Source organism: Cystobacter fuscus, assembly GCF_044360685.1.
Taxonomy (GTDB): Bacteria; Myxococcota; Myxococcia; order Myxococcales; family Myxococcaceae; genus Cystobacter; species Cystobacter fuscus_C.
In genome coordinates, this window is sequence record NZ_CP043491.1 from 9,282,344 (window position 1) to 9,306,271 (window position 23,928).

Genomic DNA, 23,928 nt, shown 5'->3' on the forward strand with positions numbered 1-23,928 from the left:
AGCATGCACATGGCCGACCTTGCCGACCGCGAGGGCTACATCTGGATGGATGGCGAACTCACCCCCTGGCGTGAGTCACGCGTCCACGTGCTCACCCACGGGCTGCACTACGGCACCTCGGTCTTCGAGGGCGAGCGGGCCTATGGGGGGCGCATCTTCAAGCTGACCGAGCACACGGAGCGGCTGCGGCGCTCGGCCGAGCTGATGAGCTTCCCGCTCCCGTTCGACACCGCCACCCTGGAGCGAGCCACGCAAGAGGTGGTGCGGGTCAATGGCATCCAGGACGGGTACGTCCGCCCCATCGCCTGGCTGGGCAGCGAGGACATCGGGTTGTCGGCCGAGGGCGCGCGCGTGCACGTGGCGATCGCGACGTGGTCCTGGCCCGCGGTGTTCGGGCAGGAGGCGCAGACGCGCGGCATCCGCCTGCGCACCACGCAGTGGACCCGCATGGTGGGCACCATGCTGCCGGTGAAGGCCAAGACGGCCGGCGTCTACGCGACGGGCGTGCTGGCCCGCCGCGAGTCCGCGCAGGCCGGCTTCGAGGATGTGCTCATCCTGGACCACCAGGGCTTCGTGGCCGAGGCGAGCGGAGCCAATCTCTTCCTGGTTGAACGCGGGCGCCTCGTCACGCCGATCGCGGACACCTTCCTCGATGGCATCACGCGCGCCGTGGTGATCGAGCTGGCTCGCGGGCTGGGGCTCGAGGTCGCCGAGGAGCGCATCACCCGCGCGCGGCTCCGGGAGGCCGACGAGGTGTTCCTGACCGGCACCGCCTACGAGGTGCAACCCGTCCGGGAGATCGACGACCGCGCCTATCCCGTGGGAGCGATCAGCCGGCGGCTCGTGGCCGCCTATCAGGCGCTGGTGCGCGGCTAGGACAGGCGGGACAGCAGCCGCTCGGCGTGCTCCCGGATGCTCTTCGGCCCCCAGGCCTTGGCCCGGAGCGCATGCTCGCGCGCCTTGGGCACATCGCTGTCGGCGAGCGCCAGCGCCATGTTGAGGTTCAGGCTCGGCTCATCGGGATGGGCCCCGAGCGCCACCCTCAGGAGCTGGACGGCCTGGGCCGCGCCCCCAGGCTGGGACATGAAGAGCACCGCCAGCTCGCACGCGGGCCCCGGCGCCTGGGGATTGAGCTTCCAGGCTTCCTCCAACCACTTCAGCGCCCCGACCTGGTCGCCCTCCGTGCGGCGCATGTTGGCCAGCGCCAGGCGCGCGTCGATGCCCTTCGGGTCCAACGACAGCGAGGCGTTCAACAACCGCTCGGCCTCCTGCGTGTAGCCCATCATCATGTTCGTCAGCCCGTGCAGGTAGGCCGCCGCGGCGTTGCGCGGGCTGTGCGTGCGGAACTCGGCGGCCACCCGCATCGCGCCCTTCGTCTCGCCCATCAGCAAATAGAGCTGGATGAGCTCGGGGTAGAGCTCCGCCTTGTCCGGCACCCGCTCCAGGGCCTGCTTCATCAGCGTCAGGGCCCGGTTGAACTGGCCCTGATGGACGAGCAGCCTCGCGGCGAGCAGGGGCGCCTGGTAGTCACTCGGGTTGACCTCCGTGGCCTTCTGGAAGTGCTGCAGCGCCTGCTCCCCCTTGCCCTGCCCCTGCCGCGCGATGCCCAGGGAGAGCAGGACGGAAGACTCCTCGGGTTGCAGCCGCAGCGCGCGCTCGAACGCCTCCGCCGCGTCCTCGAACCGCCCACGGGTGAGCAATGCCTGCCCGAGGTTGAGCAGCACGAAGGCATCCGCGTCCTTACTGGCCGCCAGCTTCCGCAGCACCGCGAGCGCCTTCTCGTCTCCCGCCGCGGCATCGAGCCGCGCCAGGTGGACCTGCGCCTCGGCGTGCTCGGGCTCCACCTTCAGCAGGCGGCGCAACAGGGCGCGCCCGGCGTCGTTCTCGCCTCGCGACAGGCGCAGCCGCGCCAGGCCCAGCAGCGCGTTGCCATCCTGGGCATCATGCGCCAGGGCGCGCTCGAACTCCCGGATCGCCTCCTCCGGCTTTCCTTGCTTCACCAGGCGAGCACCCTCCTCGGCTTGAAGGGAGACCTTCGTCATGAGCGGCCACCTCCGCGAACAGCGACAGACACCGGGAGTCCAGGCGCTCCCGGGGGGAGCGAGCCCCCCGGACTCCACCTTACGCCACTTCGAGCGCCTGCTTCAGGTCGTCGATGAGATCCTGCGCGTCCTCGATGCCCACGGACAGGCGGATGAGCCCATCGGAGATGCCGAGCAGCTCGCGCGTCTCCTTGGGGACGGAGGCGTGCGTCATGATGGCCGGGTGCTCGATGAGCGACTCCACGCCGCCGAGCGACTCGGCGCAGGCGAACACCTTGACGGCCTTGAGGAAGCGGCGCGCGGAGTCCAGACCGCCCTTGATGTCGAAGGTCATCATGCCGCCAAAGCCCTTCATCTGCTTGCGGGCGAGCGCGTACTGGGGGTGGCTCTCCAGGCCCGGGTAGGTGGCCTTGCTCACCTTGGGGTGCTTGACGAGGAACTCGGCCACCTTGTGCGCGTTCTGCGCGTGGCGCTCCATGCGCACGCCGAGCGTCTTCACGCCGCGCAGCACCAGGAAGCAGTCCATGGGGCCGGGCACGCCGCCCACCGCGTTCTGCAGGAAGCCCATGCGCTGGGCGAGCTCGTCGTCGCTCGTGCACACGAAGCCGCCCACCACGTCGCTGTGCCCGTTGAGGTACTTCGTGGTGGAGTGCGTCACCACGTCGAAGCCCAGCTCCAGCGGACGCTGGAAGTACGGGGTCATGAAGGTGTTGTCACACACCGAGAGGATGCCGCGCTTCTTCGCCGTCTCGGCGATGCGCGCCAGGTCGATGAGCTTGAGCATGGGGTTGGTGGGCGACTCCACCCACACCATCTTCGTCTTCGGGGTGATGGCGGCCTCGAAGGACTCCGGGCGGGACAGGTCCACGAAGGAGAACTCCAGGCCATGGCGCCGGAACACCTTGTCGAAGATGCGGAAGGTGCCGCCGTACACGTCGTCCGAGACGACGACGTGGTCGCCCGCGTTGAGCAGGTGCATCAACATGGCCGTGCCGGCCAGACCCGAGGCGAAGGCGAACCCGTGCCTGGCGCCCTCGAGCGCCGCCAGACACTCCTGGAGCGCCTTGCGGGTGGGGTTCTGGGTCCGGCTGTATTCGTAGCCCTTGTGCTCACCCGGACCGTCCTGGACATAAGTGGAGGTCAGGTAGACCGGCGTCATGATGGCGCCGGTGGTGGGATCCGGCTCCTGGCCGGCGTGGATGGCGAGGGTGTCGAAGCGCATGGCGGCGAACTAGCACACTCCCCATGTCCCCGGGAGGCCGGGAGAACCCGGGACGGTGGGTGCGGAACGCTTGCCGGCGGGTGAAGAGTCGGAGAAGAGAGGAAACAGGCACACGGGAGAGGACACGTCGGGATGACGACAGCGGACCAGGGCTCCAAGGCGGGGGAAGGCATGTTCGCCAACCGCCTGCGCAAGAACGTGCGGCACTTCCGCAAGTGGGCGAAGGCCCGGGGGCTCACCGCCTTCCGCGTCTATGACCGGGACATCCCCGAATACCCCTATGCGGTGGACCTCTACGGCGAGCGGGTGCACCTGGTGGAGTACCCCCGCCGCAAGGCCATCAAGGGAGGGCTGGAGGAGCAACGCGCGGAGGTGCTGGAGGCGGTGAGGGCGGTGCTGGACGTGCCGGCGGCGTACATCCACGTGAAGACGCACCTGCCCCAGCCGTGGGGCCGCTCGCAGTACGGGCGGGTGGGCGAGAGCGGCGAGCGCCTCGTGGTGGAGGAGCAGGGGCTGAAGTTCTGGGTGAACCTGGGGGACTACCTGGACACGGGCCTGTTCATGGACCACCGGCTGACGCGGGCCCGGGTGCGGGAGGAGGCCCGGGGCAAGCGCTTCCTCAACCTGTTCTGCTACACGGGCGCCTTCACCGTGTACGCCGCGGCGGGCGGGGCCACGCGCACCCTGAGCGTGGACCTGTCCAATACCTATCTCGACTGGGCCGAGGACAACCTGGCGCTCAATGGCTTGTCCAATGCGAGCCACACCCTGCTGCGCGGGGATGCGCTCGCCTGGGTGCTGTCCCAGAAGGACAACCCCGAGGAGACCTTCGATCTCGTGGTGTGCGATCCACCCTCCTTCTCCACGTCCAAGCGCATGCAGGGGACGTTCAACGTGCAGAGGGATCACGTGCGCATGCTGGAGGCGCTCGGCGCGCTGCTGTCGCCCGGCGGCGTGCTCTACTTCTCCACCAACTTCCTGGGCTTCGAGTTGAAGGACTCCGCCGTGCGCCACTACGCGAAGGTGGAGGAACTCACCCCGGGCTCCATCCCCGAGGACTTCCAACGCCAGCAGATCCACCGCTGCTGGCGCATGGTGGCACCCCGCTGAACGTCAGGGAGTGGGCCAGCGGTTCTTGCCCTGGAATTCCAGCATCCAGCCCGGGTACTCGGCGGGCAGCGCCGAGGCGGTCTCCAGCGCGGCGAGCTGCTCGGGCGAGAGCTTCAGCTCGGGCGCCGCGAGGTTGTCCTCGAGCTGCTCGGCCGTCTTGGCGCCGATGATGATCGTCGTGACGTGCGGCTGGTGCAGCAGCCACGCCAGCGCCACCCGCGCCACCGAGCTGGAGTGCGCCTTGGCGATGCCATCCATCACGTCGATGACGGCGTAGGCCCGCTCCTGGTTCACCGGCGGGAAGTCGAACTGGGTGCGGCGAGCGCCCTCGGGACCCTGGGCTCCCCGGCGGTACTTGCCGCTGAGGAAACCACCCGCCAGCGGGCTCCACACCATCAAGCCCACCTGCTGATCCTTCATCAAGGGCACCAGCTCCCGCTCCAGATCCCTGCCCGCGATGCTGTAGTAGGCCTGCAACGACTCGAAGCGCTCGAGCCCCCGGTGCTCGCTGATGCCGAGCGCCTTCATCAACTGCCAGGCCGCGAGGTTGGAGGCCCCGAGGTAGCGCACCTTGCCCTGACGTACGAGATCATCGAGCGCGCGCAATGTCTCATCAAGCGGCGTGACGGCATCGAAGCCATGAATCTGATACAAATCAATGTAATCGGTGCCCAGCCGCTTCAAGCTGGCATGCACCGAGTCCATGATGTGTCCACGGGACAGGCCCACCTCGTTGACACCGGGGCCCATGCGCCCGCGCACCTTGGTGGCGAGCACGACGTCCTTGCGCCGCGCTCCCAGCGCCTTGCCGAGGATCTGCTCGGACAGGCCGTTGGAGTAGACGTTCGCGGTGTCGAAGAAGTTGATGCCCGAGTCCAGGCAGCGGCCCACCAGCGCATCGGCCTCGGACTGGCCCTGGGTCCCGACGGCCTTGAAAAAGCCCTCCCCACCAAACGTCATCGCTCCGAAACACAACTCCGACACATACAGGCCCGTGCGGCCCAGCATCCGGTAGTTCATGTGCGTCAACCCCTCCAGGGAATGGGAGGGGCGTGACTTAACGCGTCCCTCCCTCCGCCGCAGGGGTTTTCGGACGCCCTATCATGGGCGGGCGATCAGCCCGCGTCGGGAGTCTGGACGCCGCCATCCGCGCCAGGGCTTCCGGCGTCGGGAGTGCCCCCATCGAACCAGGACGAGGGCAGGCCAGCCGCGGGCGGGGCCGAGGTGGAGCCGACCTGGGACGTGGGCACCGGTGCGGCGGGCGAGGGCGGCACCTGCGCTGGATCGGATTCCGGAGGCAGTGCCTCGGGCTCTCCGTCGAAGAGGCGGCGGAGGATGCGGCCATCGGTGTGGATGGCGTACTTCACCCCCCCGTCCAGGATGGCGTGCTCGCAGCCGGCGGGGTTCAGGGAGATCCGCACGAAGATGATCTCTCCCTGCCGGATGACCCGGTAGCGGAGGGCCTCTGGTTTGTCCGCGCACGACGCCTGAGCGCCGCCGGAAGGCAGGAAGTCCTGCGCGGCGATGGAGAGGGCCCGGAGCGTCACGCCATCCAGTTCATACGTCTGGCCTTCCCCGCCCACTGGCGTGGCGAAGCGCTCGTGGAAGGACGGGAACCGGATGGAGGGGTCCTCCGGGGTGCGGGGCGCCGCGGGGTGGAAGAGCGCGCAGCTGGAGAGGAAGACCGTGAGCGCGAGGGGCAGGCGGCTGGGTCTCATGGCGCCCCCCCGGAGGACAGCTGGCAGGGCGCCACGTGTGCCTCGACGCGAAAGTCCGTCTCGTTGAGCCAGCGGACAGTACCCGTCTGCTGGCAGCGCCACTCGCCCTGGGCCTGGGTCCACTTCAACAATTGACTCGTCAGCGGAATGTATTGAAAGAAACCATCACACGTCGGGTGCTCGGTGTCTGCTGAGTTCGAGAAGAACGCGATGACGGCGAGCTTGACCTTGCCCTCGTGGGTCTCGGCCTCGAAGCCGTGGAGCCGTCCCTTCGAGACGATGGACTGGATGTCATCGTCGGAGAGCCGGGCGGCGTAGGGATGGTTGTGGAGCGCGAAGACATACTCGAGGCTGCCCGGCGGGTAGCGCTGATCCTCCACGTGGAACGGAAGGACACAGCTCTTCTTCCTGTCCAGACCATCCGGCCGCGACTGGTCCGTCAGCATGCTCATCTCGTATTTGTGATCCGGGGTGTAATAGAGCCAGGCGCAGTACTCGCGCGAGACTCGCCAGCGCAACTGGAAGTCCTGGGCTTGCGCTCGGCCCGCGGTCGCATGGGGCTTGGACAGGATGCGCGGACAGGCGGCGATCAGCGCATCCGAGTAGGAGTCGAAGGGTCCGAAGCCGGGCATCGGGCCTGGGAGGCTCTCCAGGAAGGCTTCTCCGGGCCTGGGGCGCACGACCCCTTCGATGGGTGGGGTGGAGGCACAACCCAGGATCGTCAGGAGCGAAGCCCACAAGGTCCCGCGCAGCCCTCCGGGTGAAGTCACGTTCGCCATGGACCCGTCCATCGAACCGCTCTCTCCGCTGAGATCTCTCTCCCGGCTGAAAACACGGAATTCCCTTCCACCCAGAGAACCTAGCATCTCGGTGAGGCACCGGCAAGCACGGAGGAGACTCTAGAGGACGTGACTTCAAAAGTCACGCAAGGCACGCCCCTCCCCCGGCAGCGGAGAAGAGCTCGTTTCAGAAATGGACCAGGGAGACCAGTAGAGGGAGGGGCGTCATCAACGCGTCCCTCCCTCCGCCGCAGGGGATTTCGGGCGCCCTATCCCTTGCAGGGCAGATACAGGCCGAGCTGGGCATCCACCTGCACGTAGATGCGCAGGAAGGAGGGATGCGGGTAGACGCCCGTCACCTCGGAGCGCAGCACCTGGCCGCGCACACAGCCCAGGCTGTCGTCGAAGGACACCTCGGTGGACAGCTTGTCCTTCACCGCCGCGAGCCGCTCGGAGACGTCCACCCGGAGCGCCTGCCGGGCCTGGTCGCGGATGGACGCGTAGTCCAGGGCGAACTTGAGCTTCACCAGCTCGCTGGCCGTGCCCGGGGTGATCTCCAGGTCCGGCACGGAGAGCTGGTTGTCGATGACGTGGGGGTGCCCCGCGAAGAACAGCTCGCCGCCCACGCCCACCGAGTAGTCCCCCACCCGGGCCCTGCCCCCGAGGTTCATCCGGATGACCACCGTGTCATCCGAGGGGTAGACCTGGGGCTTCTCCATGTACAGCTCGGGATTGGAGGCGGAGAAGAACAGCCGCCCGTTCATGGAGGACTCGAGCGCCTTGGACAGCTCCTCGTAGCGCGCGGCCACGGGCACCACCACCTTGAAGGGACCCGAAGGCAGGGTGGAGACGTTCTGCAGCAGGGGCATGCGCACGTCGCTGGCCACCACGCCCCCGTCCGCCGGGGTGCCTCCATCTCCGGAGGAGCTACCCGCCACGTAGGTGGCCGGCTGCGCCGAGGCGCCCGGGGTGCCACTGGCGAGCCGGGTGTCCGTCCCTGCGTCGGGGGTGCCGGCATCGGGAGCCTGGGCGAGGCTGGCCACCGGGGTGCAGGGCAGCGTCACCGAGGGCATCACGACGATGCCGAGGTCCTTCTCGAAACCATCGGCGAGCACCGTGGGCGAGGCCTCCAGGTTGGTCACCTTCAGCTCGGCGCACGCCAGCTGATCGCCCACGGGAATCTCGATGGGCCGGGCGAGCCGGGAGAAGGCGTTGGCCACCATGGGGCGCACGTCGAAGCGGAAGTCGTCGAGCGTCTTTCCCACGAGGCCGTGCAGCTTGTCCTCGATGGCCCGGTTGACGGCGTCCACCGGCCCGGAGGCCACCACCTTCACCTCGGTGGACTGCAGCAGCGCCTTGAAGTCGGCCGTCATGACCGGCTCGCCAGCGATGGTGAGGGAGATGGGCATCTGCCGCTCCCCGAGCATGTTGAAGCGCCCGAGGACGTTGACGCCCACCACCACACGGCCGCGATCGAACTTGAGCGTCACCGGCTCGCGCTGCCAGGTGTAGTGGATCTTCTGGCCCGCCAGCAGGTCGGCATCCCCCTCGCCCGAGCGGGGCAGGCTCTCGGCCATCTTCCGGATGAGGGCCTCGCGGAAGATGGTGGCGTGGATGACGATGCGCGAGGGCGGAGGATCCGACACCGGCCGGCCCCCATTGGAGGCGGGCGGAGGTGGCTGGAGGCTCTGCGCCTCGAGACGGGGACCCCCACAGGACACGAGGGCGAGGGACGCGAGGAGCGAGGGAACGGGACGAAGGCGCGAACGAAGCATGAGGAAGAAAGGGGCACGAGGAGTGCGGCGCGCACTATACCCCAACCGGCCAGCCGGGTTCCCAGGGGGACACGATGACGGGCGGGCCCCCCTTCCAACCTTCACGACGGATGGGGCAAAATCCCCGCCCCCTTCGTTCAACCCCCGCGAGCACACCGGGGCGTCGGGTAGAACCGGAAACCCTCGCTTCGCGGGCACCCCTCCTTCAACTTTCCGGCTGGAAAGCCTTGGGTAGACCGGGCGAATGCAAGACGTCCGCATGCGTCTTGTTTGGTTGAACGGGAACGTGCTTCATTGCGCCGGCAGTCCCCACTGTCTTCCCTCCCCTACCCCGACGAAGGAGCACGCATCCATGCTGTCATCTTTGTTTCACCAGAAGCGTTTGTCTGGAATTGTCAACCAGACCCTGGCGGCCTGCGCCGTGTTGCTCTCCACGGCGTGCGGAGGTGTCGCCTCCGACGAGGACGTGACGGGTGAGCCCGTGACGCCTCCGGCGGTGAGCACCTGGTCCCGGAATCTGGCGGACAGCTGCTCGCCCGACGTGACGCCCCCCGTCGTGACGTGCGACGCCTACGGCGGCGTGTTGGAGTGCGATGGCGAGTACTTCCGCACCGTCGCCAACGCGTCCTACTCAGACAATTGCCAGATTCAAACCATCTCGAGGACCGGCGGATACAAGACGGTGGGAACCCTCGTCACGGGAATCTCCGTCTCGGATGGATTCAATAGCGCCGGTTGCACCACCCAATGGACGGTGCTCGATACCCTGCCGCCGGAAATCTATCTGGAGGGCGGGGACATCACCCTTGTCGAGGGCTCTCCGTTCACCCCCGATCAAGTCGTGGCCCACGATGCCTGCGATCATGGCAGCACCGGGTACACCTTCGTGACGGCCCAAGGCACGGTCGACACGAACGTGCCGGGCACCTATACGCTCACCTACTCGCTGACGGATGCCTCTGGCAACACGGGCATCAAGACCCAGCGCGTGCACGTCGTCTCCTCGACGCCGTCCCCCATCTCCAACACCCTTCAACAGCGGCAGCGGCACACCGCGACCGCACTGCCCACGGGCGGGGTGCTCGTACTCGGTGGCTACAGCCGCACCGCGGAGGAGTACGATCCCACCACCGGGATCTGGTGGGCCGTGGGCAGCCCCATCGCCACCCACCGCGCCCATACGGCCACCCTCCTGCCCAATGGGAAGGTGCTCGTCGCCGGAGGAGCCAAATCCAACTCCGCCAGCGTCGAGGAGCTGTACGACCCCGCCCAGGGCGTGTGGTCGGCGACGGGACGGATGAGCACCCCTCGCTATGAACACACCGCCGTGCTGCTGCCCAACGGCAAGGTGCTGGTGGCGGGAGGAGGCGTGGCGGAGAGCTCTGGCGCCGTGCTGGCCACCGCCGAGCTGTATGACCCGTCCACGCGCCAGTGGTCCACCACGGGCTCGCTCCTCACCGCTCGCCGCGGCCACACCATGACCGTGCTGCGCGATGGCAAGGTGCTGGTCACGGGAGGTAGCGGGGCGGAAGGCGTCCCCCTGGCGTCCGCGGAGCTCTACGAGCCCTCCACCGGCACCTGGACGAGCGTGGCCAACCTGAGCACGGGCCGCTCCCTCCACACGGCCACCCTGCTGGACAACGGGACGGTGCTGGTGGTGGGCGGGACGACCCAGGACAAGTACCTCGGGGTCACGGTGGAGCTGTTCAATCCCGCCACGTCCACCTGGTCCCCAGCGCGCGCGCTGAACTCTCCGCGCCGGGATCACACGGCCACGCTCGTGAATGGCAAGGTGCTGGTGCTCGGTGGATACCACCCGCTGACGGGCATCAACTCCACGTCCGAGCTCTATAATCCGGCCACGAACACGTGGAGCGCTTCGGCGTCGCCGACCGTGGCCCGCTACAAGCACACGGCCACGTGGATCGACGGCAACACCTTGCTGCTGGTGGGGGGCTTCACCAGCAGCGACCAGAACACGGCGGAACGCTACTCCATCCCCTGAGACAGCCAGGGCGGCCCCGGAGGAGCGGGGCCGCCCCATCCACTACTAACGACTACAGCGACTCGAGGAAGGCGAACAGCGCGTCGCGGTCGGCCTTGGGGAGCGCCGCGAAGCGGTCGCGGCTGCCCGTGGCCTCGCCGCCGTGCCACATGATGGCCTCGGTCAGGGTGCGGGCGCGGCCGTCATGCAGGTAGCGCACGTTCTGCGCGCCGCCCTGCACGAACTTCAGCGAGCCCAGGCCCCACAGCGGCTGCGTGCGCCACAGGTTCGGGGTGGCCTGGCCCTCGGTGAGCGTGTCCGCCAGCTCCGGACCCATGTCGTGCAGCAGCAGGTCCGTGTACGGACGGATGGTCTGGTTGCGCAGCTCGGCGAACGGGTGGTTGTTGCTCGTGGTCAGCTGCGCGGTGTGGCACGAGGTGCAGCGGGCCTCGGCGAAGACGGCGCTGCCACGCTGGATGAGCGTCGGGTTCACGTCGTGCTCCGGCGAGACGCGGATGCCCTCGGGGTAGCCGCTGCGCAGGCTGCGCTGGGCCGGCACGCCGATGAGCGACAGGTAATCCGACATGCGCTGGAGCTCCGTCTCCGACACCGCCGTGGCCGCCGTGGTGGCGCGGCAGTCGGGCGAGCCCTTCTGGCAGCTCACCGACGGGAACACCGGCGAGGTGACGCCCATGTCCTTGATGAGCGCGTCACCCACCTGCTGGCGCACGCTCGCCTTGGTGGCCTTCCAGCCGAAGCGGCCGAGGTGCACCTTGCCCGTCTCGGGGTTGTTCACCCAGTGCGGCACACCGCGCACGCCGTCACCATTGGCGTCATTGGGGTCGGCCAGCGCCAGGATGGTGGGCTCGGCCACGGCCTCCAGCAGGCCCATGCCGATGACCTGCGGGGCCTGGCGCACGGAGTAGAGCGACGGCACCGGACCCGAGAACGAGTAGACGGGCCTGGCCAGCTCCACCTGCGTCCCGTCGGCCAGCGTGCGCACCGTCTTCGTGTAGGACGCCACGCTCACCCCGTAGGCAGGCGCCGAGGTGGAACCCGCCACCTGCTGCACGTTCCAGCCATAGGTGGGGTCGGGCAGCACCGTGTCGCCGGCACCCGCGGCGCCCGTCAGCACCGACAGGGTGGCGAGCCGCGCACCCGCCGCCGGCGCCGCGCTGCGGCCGTTGAGCGTGTGGCACTCGATGCAGCGCGCCTGGTTGTAGCGGGGGCCGAGCTGCCCCTTGTGCTCGGTGAACACCGGGTTGGAGGTCGGATGCTCCGAGTGCGTGCCGTCCGCGAACGAGGTGTGGAACAGTCGGCGTCCCTGCACGAACCGCTTGGTGTTGCCGATGCCAATGTTGTTGGCCATCTGCTGGAACACCCGGTGCGGCTCCTCCGAGTAGTTGTAGGACACGCTGGCCTGGCCACCCAGCAGCGTCTCGTCGGGCAGCGGCTCGGAGTCCAGGTTGGGGGCGATGCCGTACCAGGGGCGCATGCCCTTGCCCACCACGTAGAGCTGCTCGAACGAGTAGTAGCGCTCACCGCCGCCGTCGAGGGCCGGGGAGAGCAGACGCGGCGCGGGAGCCAGCTCGATCTTGTCGCCAATCTTCAACGGGCTGTGCGGGGACGTGCGCCAGTTGGAGGTGAACGACATCATGCAATCGCGCGAGCCCGCGTGGCAGATGGGCTGGTTGCCCTCGAGCGGGTTGTTGAAGCCGTAGTTCAGCGACCAGCCGAAGTCGCGCACGTTGGGGTTGTTGATGTTGCGGAACAGGCTGAAGGTGGTGCCCCGGAACGTGCCATCGTTGACGTGCAGGTACACCGAGATCTTCTGGCGGCCGGCGGGCACCTCGTCGCGGATCTCCAGACCGAAGGTGCGGTTCTGGAAGTAGAAGGTCGGGAAGGTGAAGTAGCGGCCCGGGCCCGTGTCGGGAGCGTCCCACGCCTCGCCGCGCTCACGCGCATGGCGCTCGGTGGGGCGCGCGCCCATGAAGGTCACCAGAGTGCCGTCGGGCTCCGTGTACTGGAGCTGCTCGACGGCCTCGGTGCCGGGCTCGTACAGGGGCGAGTACGCGGCCGTCACGCCGGTGCCCGGAGGCGTCATGATGATGGCCGAGTCCACACCCGCGCCAACTCCCTCACCTCCGCAAGCCGTCAACGAGACGGCCGCGGCCACCGCCGCCGTCAGGGCGGAAGCGGCGGGGGAACCAGACAGCACGGGGGGCGGTGTTGTCGATGTCCTGAGCTTCAAGGGCACCTCTTTGTTTTGGGTTTGTTCTGGGCGACGCCCTTTTCCTTATCCTAACAGCACCAATGAGGCGATGGATTTCGCATATCAATCCATGTAATTCGAGTTTTCCCCAACTCTTGAGACTCAAGAGATGGTTTTCCTCAAGGTCTGTTGCCGTGACACTGTTTTTACATTTTTTCAGCCCTCATTGTATTTTTTATTCTATAAGGTCTTGATAGTTAGTCCGGAATTACGCATTATGCCGCTTCCGCGCAGCATCGTCCCAGGAGGACATCGGATGATACGTCGCACCGCCGCCCTTACCCTCGCCCTGTGCGCCACGGGTTGCGTCCAGGAGGAGGGCTCCCCCGGGGAGAACCCCGTCGACAGCCTCGCGCAGGTGGAGCAGGCCGAGTCGCTCACCGAGCCGTCCGAGGCCAATGCCATCCGCTTCCTCGAGCAGGCCACCTTCGGGCCCCGCCTCGGGAATGGAGTGAGCCCGCTGCCCATCGACAGCGTGGAGCACGTGGTGGACGTGGGCATCACCCAGGCCATCACCGAGCAGCTCTCGGCGCCCCGCTACACGTATGACGGGACGACCACGAGCAAGGAGATCGGCTCCCAGTTCTTCTACAACGCCATCATGGGCAAGGATCAGCTCCGGCAGCGGGTGGCCTTCGCGCTGAGTCAGATCCTCGTCGCGACCTCGGTTGGCATCAACGACAGCACGACCACGCCCGAGTCGGAGCCCAAGGTGGCGATGGCGGGCTATCTCAACCTGCTCTCGGCGAACGCCTTCGGCAACTTCCGCACCCTCTTGGACGCCATCACCCGCGACCCCGCCATGGGCAGCTATCTGGACATGGTGAACAACCGGGCGTTCGACACGGCGGGCAAGGCCATCGAGCCGAACGAGAACTACGCCCGGGAGCTGCTCCAGCTCTTCACGCTCGGGTTGCACAAGCTGAACGACGACGGCACCGTGAAGCTCGACGCCAACGGCGTGCCGATCCCCGCGTACACCGAGGCCCAGGTCCAGGCGTTCTCGCGCGCCCTCTCCGGGTGGACCTTCGCCAGCGCCGCGGGCTGCCCCGCCAAGGGCCGCAACAACCCAGCCAACTACGCCCAGCCGATGGTGGGCTGCGATGTCAATCACGACTCCACGTCGCAGACGCTCCTGCGGGGCGTGGTGACGACGGCGGGAGCGAGCGCCACGGTGCACCTCAAGGAGGCGCTCGACAACATCTTCGCCGATCCGAACCTGCCTCCGTTCATCTGCAAGCAGCTCATCCAACACCTGGTCACCAGCAATCCCAGCCCCGCGTACGTCAGCCGGGTGGTGGCTGTTTTCAAGAACAATGGCAGTGGCGTGCGGGGAGACCTGGGCGCGGTGGTCCGGAAGATCCTCGAGGACACCGAGGCGCGCGGGCCCCAGCCGCCCCTGTCACTCTACGCCACCTTCGGCCGGCTGCGGCCGCCCGCGTTGTTCATCACCTCGACCATCCGGTGGCTGAACGGCACGCTGGATCAGACGGTGGACAAGAACCCGGGAGCCAAGCTCAACGCCTGGAGCAAGTCGCTCGGGCAGGAAGTGCCCAGGCCCGCCTCGGTCTTCAGCTACTACCCCCCCAACGCTCCCGCCCCGGGCGGCAACGGGCTACTCGGCCCCGAGTTCGCCATCCTGGACACCGCGACGGCCACCGCGCGCGCCAACTTCGTGCACGACCTGCTCTTCTCGAGCACGGCGGCGACCAATGGCATCCTGATCAACTACAGCCCGCTGCCCGCGGACCCGAGCGACCTGGTGTACTGGCTCGGCCGGTACTGGCTCCATGAGGCGATGTCCTCGAACCTCCAGCTCACGGTCTACAACGGCATCATGGATCCCCGCGTCGGCAGCAGCCTCAGGCAGAAGCTGGCCATCTACCTCACGTTGCTCTCCCCCGAGTTCCAGATCCAGAGGTAATCCCATGAGCTCCTCACGACGCCAGTTCCTCCGGGCCACGGGCCTGCTCACCGCCGCCGCCACCCTTCCCCGCTGGTGGGGGGAAGCGCACGCCGCCGGCTACACAGGCCACCGCTCCGCGGTATGTGTCTTCCTTCTGGGCGGCAACGACTCCAACAACCTCATCGTGCCCCGGCTCGCGGCACCTCACGCGCAGTACCTCGCGGCGCGGCCGAACATCGGCATCAAGCAAGCGGACCTGCTGCCCATCAACCCCGTGGGGACCGCCGCCGGCTCCTATGGACTGCACCCCTCGCTCACCAAGCTCCAGGCGCTCTTCGAGCAGGAGAAGGCCGCGGTGGTGTGCAACGTGGGGCCGCTCGTGTTGCCCATGAGGAAGACGGACTACACCTCGGGCGCGGTGCCACGGCCGGACAACCTGTACTCCCATTCCGACCAGCAGGACGCCTGGGCGAGCGGAATCGCGAACCCCGCCAGCGTCATCCTCCCCCTGTCGCTCATCGGCAAGGTGACCGGGTGGGGCGGCCGGACCGCAGACAAGTTCAACGAACTGCTCTCCAAGGAGGTGCGCGAGAAAGCGTATCCCGAGGTGACCTCGTTCGGCGGCAAGAGCCTCTTCTCGCTGGGCGCTTCACGGCAGCCCATGACGGTGGCCGCCAATGGCACGCTCGGCTTCCGGGCCACGGGCGACGTCGCCTTCGGCGTCGCGCAACAAGAAGCGCTCGGCAAGGTGCTGGCCCTCCACAACAATGTCACCCTGGAAGCCTCCTATGGAGGCACGTTCTCCATGGCACGGACCTTCGCCAACTCGCGCACCACCGCGCGGGATGTGGCCTGGAACCTGCTCCCGCAGGCCACGCGCGAGGCCATTGATGCCCTGTTCGTCCTGCCCACCGACGGCGGGGGCTGGTCACTGCCGCCCCAGCTCTATCAGGTCCTCCGGGATATCGTGGCGGGAGCGACTCCCGCGGCGAGCGGCGGCCTGGGCCTCAAGCGCCAGATGTTCTCGGTGGGGTTGGGCGGCTTCGATACCCACACCGGGCAGGACACGGCCCAGCGCTCGTTGTTCAGACAGCTCGACTTCGCGCTCGACGCCTTCTACCGGGCGCTCGTGCTCGTCCAGACGGCCTTCGGCGCCAACGCACCGCAGGCCACGCTCTTCACGATGAGCGACTTCAGCCGCACCCTCGTGGAGAACTCCGACAAGGGGACGGACCATGGCTGGGGAAGCCATGCCCTCGTCCTCGGCGATCGCGTCCTCGGGCGCCGGTTGTATGGCACGTTCCCCAACCTGGACCTGTCCAGCAACGCGGTGAACAACCCGGACACCGTCGACTCCAAGGGACGTTGGATTCCCACGTTGTCCGTGGACCAGTACGCCCACTCCATCGTGTCGTGGCTGGGTTTGTCGACCACGGCGGAGCGCGACTACGTGTTCCCCAACATGAAGGACTACCTCGCCGCGGCGACCGCCAACGGCTTCCCGACCGCCGCGCGGCAGTCCAAGATCGCGTTCATGATGGCGGACGCGTGAGGCCCGGGTGCCCGCGGGAGGCTCGCCGCGGGCACCATCATCCAAGCAAACCCGCCAGAAGCCCGCAATCCGTGTCATGACGGATTCGCGGCTCCGTGCCCGGTTGCTACCCGTACACCTCCCCTTTCATCCCGAGGTGTGCGGTGTCCTCGCTGAACGCCAATCAGCAACGACGGGTCGACCACCAACTGCGGCTGCTCGCCGCCGTGCGTGCCTGGCATCCGGGCGGAGCACCCCCGTACTTCGCCCACATGAGGCTGGAGACCGGCCCGCGCGAGGTGGATGTGCTGCTCGCCGCCAGCACCCACGTCGGCCCGTCCCTCTCGCTCATCGACTGGCGGACAGCCCCCCTCGCGGAGGTCTTCTTCGCCTACGAGGAAGGCGAGGAGTACGACATCGAGGTGGGCGAGCGCGTGGTGTCGGGCAGGCTGCTCGAGAAGAACCTGCTCGGCTTCGAGGCGGGAGCGCTCGCGTGGATCGACACGGGCGAGGAGACGCGCCTGGAGTACACCGGGACGGATTGGCGCCGGAGCGAGGACACGCTCCTGCCCCAGATGACGCCCCGCCCCGCCGCGGCCCGTCAGCCCTTCCGCTCTCCCCTGGAGGTGCGGCTCGACGCCGCCCAGCAGCGCGTCGTGGATCTCCCCCGGAACCGGAGCGTACTCCTGCTCGGGGAGGCGGGTTTCGGGAAGACGACGGTGGCGCTGCACCGGCTGGTCGAACTCCAACGGGAGGCGGGCCCTGGGTTCCGAGGCGCGGTGCTCGTCCCCACGGAGGGGTTGAGCCGGCTCACCCGGCTGATGCTCGAGCGCCGGGGCGTGGAGGGAATCGACGTGTGGACCTACGCGCGGTGGGCCGCGTCGATGGCCCGGCGCGTCTTCAAGGATCTGCCCCGGCGCGAGAGCGTGGATGCGACGTCTGGAGTGATTCGCCTCAAGCGCCATCCCGCGCTGCGCGGCATCCTGGAGGAGTTCATCCAGCGCCACCCCAAGCCCGTGCGGGACGAGGATCGGCCCACCAGTTCCCGCGCCCGCGCCTCGCGTGTGGACCTGGAGCACCTGTTCGGGGACCGCTCCTGGATGGAACGAGTCCTCTGCGCCATGGCGGGCGCCCTCCCCCCCTCGGTGGCCGCCGAGGTGACGGAGCACACACGCATCCAGTTCCTGGATCCCACGGAGATCGAATACGCCCACGTGGATCGCGAGAACCTCGTCACCGTCGATGGCCAACGCATCGACGCGGGCACGCCCATGGAGGACGCGGACAGCGTCGACACCGAGGACTACGCGGTCCTCTTCGAGCTGGAGCGGCTCAGGACCCGAGCCGATGGAGCGAAGCCTGGCGCCCTCGCGGCGTATGACTGCATGGTGATCGACGAAGCCCAGGAGTTCGCGCCCCTGGAGCTCGCGCTCCTGCGCCGCGGGCTGCGGCCCGGAGGCACCTTCATCGTCGCCGGAGACGCGGCGCAGCAGGTGGACCCCACCTCGTTCTTCGGCGGATGGGACGCGGTGCTGGAGGAACTCGCGGTGCCCACGGCCGAGCGCGCCGTGCTGGAGGTGAGCTACCGCTGCCCGGACGATGTCACGGCACTCGCCCGTTCCCTCATCGACCCGGAGCGCGTGGCCCCTCGCGACCCTCCTTCCATCACCCACTGCCGACGGGACAACCTGTTCCACCTGGCGGTCTGGCTCACACGGGAGTCGCGCGCCCTGCTCACGGAGGATCCCTCGGCGAGTCTGGCGATCATCTGCCGCTCTCCCGAGGCGGCGAGGACATTCGCGCAGGCCCTCCGGCACGGGCCTCCCGCGAGGCTCGCGCTCGCGGGGCAGTTCGAGTTCCGGCCCGGGCTCACCGTGACGTGCGTCCAGGAGATCAAGGGGCTCGAGTTCGACTACGTGCTCATCCCAGACGCCACGGCGAGCACCTACCCGGACACGCCCGAGTCCCGCCGTGCGCTGTACGTCGCCGTCACTCGCGCGACCCATCGGCTGGGGCTCGGGAGCGCCGGAGCCTGGAGCCCGTTGCTCACGAGCGCTCCCCGGTAGCGTGTTGGAGAACACCGGGCCGCCATGAGACGCGGTCTTCACCTCGCGGCCCGGACCGCCTTGTCCGTGGCCTCGAGGTCGAACGCCTCCGGATCATATGAACCCCCTACCCACTCGAGCAGCTCTTCGCGCCCTTCATGCCCGGGGTCCCGGAGAGCCTCGAGCAGGTTCTCGTAGCCGGGCACGCCACCACAGTCTTCCGGCGGAGCCGCACGGGCGCCCGCGGTGCATGCCGGATATCGCATTCGGGCCTGGGCTGGCTGCACCTTCTTGACGCGGATGCGGTGCACCCAGCTGTCCCCGAAATCATAAACATACGTGAAGGAAGCGCGCGCCGCCGGAGCGATGTCCGACAGGAGGTATTTGTGCTCGTTGAGCGTGGGCGGGACAAGGCCAAGGCCGAAGTCATCGCCGGGCAACCGGGGACCGTAGCGCTTGGAGTGCGTCTCGAATTGGTGCAGATGGCTGTCTGTCCATCCGAAAGCTTCTTGAAGGATGGCGTGCAGCCTCGAGAGCGAAGTGCCCGCCTGGACATGAAGCTCCCGCCAGATGGGTGGCTGGATCTCCTCCAATTTGACATGCAGGACGTAGATGGAACCCGACGGCGCGCTTTTCCTGGACGAGGGCATGATGGCGACGCAACCTAACTTCCCTGGTCACGCCGTCCACACCACTTCCGAGGTCATCCCCCACATCGGCTCACTTCTCAACAAATGCTCCTCCCTGGAGTCCGCAAGGAAGGACCCGGGCCCGCTCAGGACTTCAGCTTGTACCCCGTCTTGAAGATCCACCCCACGCCGCCAAGGCACAGGGCGAGGAACAGCAGGGTCATGCCGAGACTGACCGCGACATTGACGTCGGAAGCTCCGTAGAAGCTCCAGCGGAAGCCACTGATCAGATACACCACCGGGTTGAACAGGGTGATCTTCTGCCAGAGGGGCGGCAGCATGTGGATGGAATAGAAGGCGCCACCCAGGAAGGTCAGCGGGGTGACCACGAGCAGCGGGATGATCTGCAGCTTCTCGAAACCGTCCGCCCAGACGCCGATGATGAAGCCAAACATGCTGAAGGTGACCGCCGTGAGCACCAGGAAGCCCAGCATCCAGAAGGGATGCGCGATCTCATAGGGCACGAAGATCCGGGCCGTCGCCAGGATCAACATGCCCAGCATGATCGATTTGGTGGCCGCCGCCCCCACGTAGCCGATCACCACCTCGACGAAGGACACCGGCGCGGACAGCACCTCGAAGATCGTGCCCGACCACTTCGGCATGTAGATGCCGAACGAGGCATTGGAAATGCTCTCGCTCAACAACGACAGCATGAGCAGGCCCGGAATGATGAATGCCCCGTAGCTGACCCCGTCGATCTGGCCCATGCGCGAGCCGATCGCCGAGCCGAACACCACGAAGTACAGCGACGTGGACAGCACCGGCGAGGCGATGCTCTGCATCAGCGTGCGGAAGGTACGGGCCATCTCGAACCGGTAGATGGCGCGGATCGCATACACGTTCATGACCGGGCCCTCACGAGGCTGACGAAGATGTCCTCCAGCGAGCTCTCACTGGAATGCAGATCCTTGAAGTCGATGCCGTGCTCGCCCAGCCGCCGCAACAGCGTCGCGATGCCCGTCTCCTCCTCCTTCTGGGTGTCGAAGGTGTAGACGAGCGTGTTCCCATCCTTGGACAGCTCAAGCGCGAGCCCGGCCAGGCCCTCGGGGATGCGCTCCAGTGGACTTCTCAGCCGCAAGGTCAGTTGCTTCGTGCCGAGCTTGCGCATCAGCACCGCCTTGTCCTCCACCAGGATGAGCTCGCCCTTGTGGATCACCCCGATGCGGTCGGCCATCTTCTCCGCCTCCTCGATGTAGTGCGTGGTCAGGATGATCGTCACCCCGCGCTCGCGCAGGCCCCTCACCATCTCCCACATGTCGTGGCGCAGCTCGACATCGACGCCCGCGGTGGGTTCGTCGAGGAAGAGGATCCGCGGCTCGTGCGACAGCGCCTTGGCAATCAACACCCGGCGCTTCATGCCGCCCGACAGCGTCATGATGCGCGAGTCCTTCTTGTCCCACAGCGACAGGTCGCGCAGCACCTTCTCGACATAGGCCGGGTTGGGAGGCTTGCCGAACAGGCCGCGGCTGAAGTTCACCGTGGCCCAGACACTCTCGAACGCGTCGGTGGACAGCTCCTGCGGCACCAGCCCGATCTTCGCCCGGGCCGCGCGGAAGTCCGACACGATGTCATGCCCGTCGGCCAGCACCGTGCCTCCGCTCGGGTTGACGATCCCACAGATGATGCTGATCAGCGTGGTCTTGCCCGCACCGTTGGGCCCGAGCAGGGCGAAGATCTCCCCACTCTGGATCTCCAGGTTGATGGACTTGAGCGCCTGGAATCCCGAGGCGTACGTCTTGCTGAGGTTCTTGACGGAAATCACCGGCTGCACGAGACACCCCTCCTGCCCACGAACCTCCCACCGTAGAGCACCCGCGTGGTGGAGGCCAGAGACCGTTCTCCCTCGAACTACGAAGGGCTTCGTTGACATCTACGAAGGTGTTCGTATAGGTAGGGGTGGGAGGACGAGCGATGAGTGAACCCAAGCTGCCCCGCCCGACGGACGCGGAGCTGGCCATTCTGCAGGTGATGTGGGAGCGCGGCCCGAGCACGGTGCGCGAGGTGCACGAGGCGTTGAACAAGGGCGACGCTGGCACGGGCTACACGACGGTGCTCAAGCTGATGCAGATCATGACGGAGAAGGGGCTCGTCGAGCGGGACGAGTCCCAGCGCGCGCACGTGTACCGCACGCGGGCCTCGCAACAGAAGACGCAGCGCCAGTTGGTGACGGATCTGCTCAATCGCGCGTTTGGCGGCTCGCCCGCGCGGCTGGCCATGCAAGCCCTGTCGACGAAGAAGGCCTCGGCGGAGGAGCTCGCCGAGCTGCGGCAATTGCTGGACACCCTGGAGGAGGAGGAGAAGCCATGAGCACGCTCGTATGGCAGTCCCTGGGCTGGGCGTTGTTGCACCTGTTGTGGCAGGGAACCCTGGTGGCCGTGGCCCTGGCCGTGGCGCTCCAGGTGGTGGATCGCCGCGCGGCCTCGCCGCGCTACCTGCTGGCCTGTGGCGCGCTGGCGCTCATGCTCGTGCTGCCCGTGCTCACTGGCTGGCACCACGCCCTCACCCATCCGCGCACCGGCTCCGCTCCGGAGGCCACCGCGCTGGCGAGTCCCTCCGAGCCACGTCCCCTTTCCACGTCCACTCCCGCCGCGACGAGTCCCCAGGCGCCCGGCGGCACCGGGCTCGCGTCCGTGATGGGGCGTACCCTGTCCGTGGTGGGTGGGAACCTGCACGCGCTGGTGCTGGCCTGGGGGCTGGGGGTGGTGTTGTCCTCGCTGCGGCTGCTGTCCGGGTGGCTGAGGCTGCGCCGGCTGGTGCGCGCGGCCGAGCCCGCCCCCGTCGAATGGCAGGAGGCCCTGGAGCGGCTGGCGCGACACCTGGGCATGACGCGGCCGATGCGGCTGCTGTGCTCGGCGGAGATCGACGTGCCCGCGACCCTGGGTTGGTTGCGGCCAGTGGTGCTGCTGCCCGTGACGGTGATCACGGGGCTGTCGGCACGCCAGCTCGAGATGGTGCTGGCGCACGAGCTAGCCCACATCCGCCGCCATGACTTCGCGGTGAACCTGGTGCAGACGTTGGTGGAGACACTCTTCTTCTACCACCCGGCGGTGTGGTGGATGTCGCGCGTCATCCGCGCCGAGCGCGAGAACTGCTGCGATGACATCGCCGTGAGCACCAGCGGCAACGCGGTCTCGTATGCCCGGGCCCTCACGGCGCTGGAGGCCCTGCGCGAGCTGCCCGTGTCCGGTCCGGCGATGTCCGCCCTGGGCGGCTCGCTCTCGGAGCGCGTGCGCCGGCTGGTGGGCAGGCCCGCCACGCGGTGCGCGTCGCGGTGGGAGGCGGGTGCCCTGCTCCTCACGCTGATGAGCGGCCTGGCCGTGGCCGCCCCCCTGGTCGCCCTCGCCCTGCCCGCCTCGCCCACCCTCCAGGCCCGCGCGAGCCCGCCAATGAAGGTCGCGCTCGCCGTCGCCCCAGCGCCCGCCGCTCCCGTGCAGCCGTCCGCGCCCCTCGCCCCGGGCTCCGTGCCCATTCCCGTTCCCCAGCCGAGCGCTCCCGCCGGGAAGCCCGCCCAGAAGGCCCAGGCGAAGGAGCCCCTCCGTCTGGGATTGAAGGGGCCGCTCACGGTGGACCAGCTCGTCGAGCTCAAGATCGCCGGGGTCTCCATGGAGCAGAAGCGGCAATGGGAAGCGCTCGGCTACGCGCCCACCGTGGACGAGCTGGTGCAGCTCGGCCACGTCGGCGCGACGCCCGAGTACATGAGGGAGATGACGGACGCGCTCGGGAACAAGCCCACGCTCGAGGAGCTGATCCAGCTGCGGCACCTGGGCGTGAGCGCGCGGAAGGTGAAGGCGCTCGTGTCGGCCGGCCATCGAGCGCTGAGCGTGGACCAGGTGACCCAGGCGGCGGCGCTCGGCGTGGAGGAGGACTTCCTGCAGGAAATGCGCGAGGCGGGCCAGGGTTCGCTCACCTTCGACCAGCTCATCCAGTTCCGGGCCCTCGGAGTGAAGGGCAAGGACATCCAGGCGTTCAAGGACATGGGTTACGACAAGCTCTCCACGGACGAGCTGGTGCAATTCAAGGCACTCGGCGTCTCCCCCGAGTATCTCCGCGAATTGCGCGACGCGGGATTGGACAAGCTCGACCCGGACACCGTGGTGAAGCTGCGCGCCCTCGGCGTGAAGGCGGGCGACCTACGCAAGCTGCGCGACGCGGGATTGGACAAGCTCTCCGTGGACGAGCTGATCCGCCTGCGCTCCGCTGGCGTGGATGACGACTTCATCCGCGAGCTGCGCAAGGAGCCGTGACAGGACAGGGGGCCGCGACGGCTCCGGGGCCCGCGCCGCCAGGGCGGGAGCCGGTGCCGCCCTCCTGGAGACCCGTGAAGCAGCAAAGCCCCGCGATGAAGACCTGGACCCTCGCCCTGACCGTGTGCGTCCTGGTGCTGGGCGCCGGGTGCTCCCACACACAACAGCCAGACCACCGCATCTACGTCGTCTCCTGAGGATGCGCGTGGAGTCGGTTCTAGCCTCATGCGGTCATGAACTACAATTCAAACTTCGACATGGACCGCATCCTGGAAACCCTGGGAACGGTGAACGAAAAATATCCAGAGGGCTCGCCGCAAGACGAAGCGCTCCGGATCGCCGCGGTCGCGCTGCTTTATGTGCGTGACATCCAAAAACTGGACGAGTACCGAGAATACTTTCGCAAGTTCTACATCCCCGCCATCGAGTCAGTCATCGTCTCCCAAACGTTCGAGACGAGAGACGCGGCGGATGTGTGGCTCGCCAATGGAACGGCCAGCGAAGGAGAACTCGTCCGAATTGCTGGCCAGGGTTTCCGCGTCATCACCGAACGCAAGGGCAAGGGGCTGATGTTCCTCCGCACGCCCCTGCCGGAAGAAATGGAGTGA

20 protein-coding genes are annotated in these 23,928 nt (G+C 67.7%); 10 read left to right on the forward strand and 10 right to left on the reverse strand.

Translation table 11 applies throughout. The features are described 5' to 3' along the window. Positions 1–9: 9 nt before the first annotated feature. Complete coding sequence (locus F0U63_RS37970) at positions 10–876, forward strand: branched-chain amino acid transaminase (protein WP_395837933.1); 867 nt, start codon at positions 10–12, stop codon at positions 874–876. On the opposite strand, the gene F0U63_RS37975 is transcribed toward F0U63_RS37970, so the two are convergent. Both F0U63_RS37975 and F0U63_RS37980 read right to left on the reverse strand, forming a co-directional pair. Continuing rightward, positions 873–2,042 carry a tetratricopeptide repeat protein gene (locus F0U63_RS37975; RefSeq protein ID WP_395837935.1) on the reverse strand — a complete coding sequence of 390 codons (1,170 nt, stop codon included), beginning with the start codon at positions 2,040–2,042 and terminating at the stop codon, positions 873–875. The two genes, F0U63_RS37970 and F0U63_RS37975, sit on opposite strands and share 4 nt — an antisense overlap. A 79-nt stretch (positions 2,043–2,121) precedes the next feature. Then, entirely contained in the window at positions 2,122–3,264 is a 1,143-nt protein-coding gene (locus tag F0U63_RS37980; protein WP_395837937.1) for a cystathionine gamma-synthase, read from the reverse strand. 132 nt (positions 3,265–3,396) lie between these two features. On the opposite strand from F0U63_RS37980, the gene F0U63_RS37985 reads away from it, so the two are divergent. Then, positions 3,397–4,374: a class I SAM-dependent methyltransferase gene (locus tag F0U63_RS37985; RefSeq protein ID WP_395837939.1), complete on the forward strand. Its 978-nt coding sequence runs from the start codon at positions 3,397–3,399 to the stop codon at positions 4,372–4,374. 3 nt (positions 4,375–4,377) lie between these two features. Here the strand turns inward: F0U63_RS37985 and F0U63_RS37990 are convergent, their stop codons facing one another. From F0U63_RS37990 to F0U63_RS38005, 4 genes are all read right to left on the reverse strand, one after another. Beyond that, entirely contained in the window at positions 4,378–5,394 is a 1,017-nt protein-coding gene (locus F0U63_RS37990; RefSeq protein WP_395837941.1) for an aldo/keto reductase, read from the reverse strand. 95 nt (positions 5,395–5,489) lie between these two features. Beyond that, entirely contained in the window at positions 5,490–6,092 is a 603-nt protein-coding gene (locus F0U63_RS37995) for a hypothetical protein (protein WP_395837943.1), read from the reverse strand. Continuing rightward, positions 6,089–6,871: a hypothetical protein gene (locus tag F0U63_RS38000; protein ID WP_395837945.1), complete on the reverse strand. Its 783-nt coding sequence runs from the start codon at positions 6,869–6,871 to the stop codon at positions 6,089–6,091. The genes F0U63_RS37995 and F0U63_RS38000 overlap by 4 nt, the downstream gene beginning before the upstream one ends. A 269-nt stretch (positions 6,872–7,140) precedes the next feature. After that, on the reverse strand, positions 7,141–8,517 hold the full coding sequence (locus F0U63_RS38005; protein WP_395837947.1) for a DUF4403 family protein: 1,377 nt from the start codon (positions 8,515–8,517) through the stop codon (positions 7,141–7,143). A gap of 481 nt (positions 8,518–8,998) precedes the next feature. Between F0U63_RS38005 and F0U63_RS38010 the strand changes: the two genes are divergently transcribed. Next, positions 8,999–10,651: a kelch repeat-containing protein gene (locus F0U63_RS38010; RefSeq protein ID WP_395837949.1), complete on the forward strand. Its 1,653-nt coding sequence runs from the start codon at positions 8,999–9,001 to the stop codon at positions 10,649–10,651. Positions 10,652–10,703: 52 nt separating this feature from the next. Here the strand turns inward: F0U63_RS38010 and F0U63_RS38015 are convergent, their stop codons facing one another. Further along, positions 10,704–12,881 carry a di-heme oxidoredictase family protein gene (locus tag F0U63_RS38015; RefSeq protein WP_395837951.1) on the reverse strand — a complete coding sequence of 726 codons (2,178 nt, stop codon included), beginning with the start codon at positions 12,879–12,881 and terminating at the stop codon, positions 10,704–10,706. A gap of 277 nt (positions 12,882–13,158) precedes the next feature. On the opposite strand from F0U63_RS38015, the gene F0U63_RS38020 reads away from it, so the two are divergent. The 3 genes from F0U63_RS38020 to F0U63_RS38030 all read left to right on the forward strand — a co-directional run bounded on the left by F0U63_RS38020 (position 13,159) and on the right by F0U63_RS38030 (position 18,405). Continuing rightward, complete coding sequence (locus F0U63_RS38020; RefSeq protein WP_395837953.1) at positions 13,159–14,826, forward strand: DUF1800 family protein; 1,668 nt, start codon at positions 13,159–13,161, stop codon at positions 14,824–14,826. A 4-nt stretch (positions 14,827–14,830) separates the two neighbouring features. After that, positions 14,831–16,360 (forward strand): DUF1501 domain-containing protein, encoded by a 1,530-nt coding sequence (locus tag F0U63_RS38025; RefSeq protein ID WP_395837955.1) that lies wholly within the window; start codon positions 14,831–14,833, stop codon positions 16,358–16,360. Between the two features lie 143 nt (positions 16,361–16,503). Beyond that, positions 16,504–18,405: an ATP-binding domain-containing protein gene (locus tag F0U63_RS38030; RefSeq protein ID WP_395837957.1), complete on the forward strand. Its 1,902-nt coding sequence runs from the start codon at positions 16,504–16,506 to the stop codon at positions 18,403–18,405. Between the two features lie 38 nt (positions 18,406–18,443). Here F0U63_RS38030 and F0U63_RS38035 read toward each other — a convergent pair whose 3' ends face one another. The 3 genes from F0U63_RS38035 to F0U63_RS38045 form a co-directional block, all read right to left on the reverse strand. Further along, the gene (locus F0U63_RS38035) at positions 18,444–19,034 is read right to left on the reverse strand and encodes a plasmid pRiA4b ORF-3 family protein (protein ID WP_395837959.1); all 591 of its coding nucleotides are present in this window, start codon (positions 19,032–19,034) and stop codon (positions 18,444–18,446) included. 125 nt (positions 19,035–19,159) lie between these two features. Further along, positions 19,160–19,921, reverse strand: coding sequence for an ABC transporter permease (locus F0U63_RS38040; RefSeq protein ID WP_395837961.1), 762 nt, complete (start codon positions 19,919–19,921; stop codon positions 19,160–19,162). Further along, positions 19,918–20,847, reverse strand: a complete 930-nt coding sequence (locus F0U63_RS38045) for an ABC transporter ATP-binding protein (RefSeq protein WP_395837963.1) — start codon at positions 20,845–20,847, stop codon at positions 19,918–19,920. The genes F0U63_RS38040 and F0U63_RS38045 overlap by 4 nt, the downstream gene beginning before the upstream one ends. Positions 20,848–20,987: 140 nt before the next feature. Between F0U63_RS38045 and F0U63_RS38050 the strand changes: the two genes are divergently transcribed. The 4 genes from F0U63_RS38050 to F0U63_RS38065 all read left to right on the forward strand — a co-directional run bounded on the left by F0U63_RS38050 (position 20,988) and on the right by F0U63_RS38065 (position 23,928). Then, positions 20,988–21,383 carry a BlaI/MecI/CopY family transcriptional regulator gene (locus tag F0U63_RS38050; RefSeq protein WP_395837965.1) on the forward strand — a complete coding sequence of 132 codons (396 nt, stop codon included), beginning with the start codon at positions 20,988–20,990 and terminating at the stop codon, positions 21,381–21,383. Continuing rightward, the gene (locus tag F0U63_RS38055) at positions 21,380–23,320 is read left to right on the forward strand and encodes a M56 family metallopeptidase (RefSeq protein ID WP_395837967.1); all 1,941 of its coding nucleotides are present in this window, start codon (positions 21,380–21,382) and stop codon (positions 23,318–23,320) included. Before F0U63_RS38050 ends, F0U63_RS38055 begins: the two co-directional genes overlap by 4 nt. A gap of 74 nt (positions 23,321–23,394) precedes the next feature. After that, complete coding sequence (locus F0U63_RS38060; RefSeq protein ID WP_395837969.1) at positions 23,395–23,517, forward strand: hypothetical protein; 123 nt, start codon at positions 23,395–23,397, stop codon at positions 23,515–23,517. Positions 23,518–23,553: 36 nt separating this feature from the next. After that, positions 23,554–23,928 carry a hypothetical protein gene (locus F0U63_RS38065; protein WP_395837971.1) on the forward strand — a complete coding sequence of 125 codons (375 nt, stop codon included), beginning with the start codon at positions 23,554–23,556 and terminating at the stop codon, positions 23,926–23,928.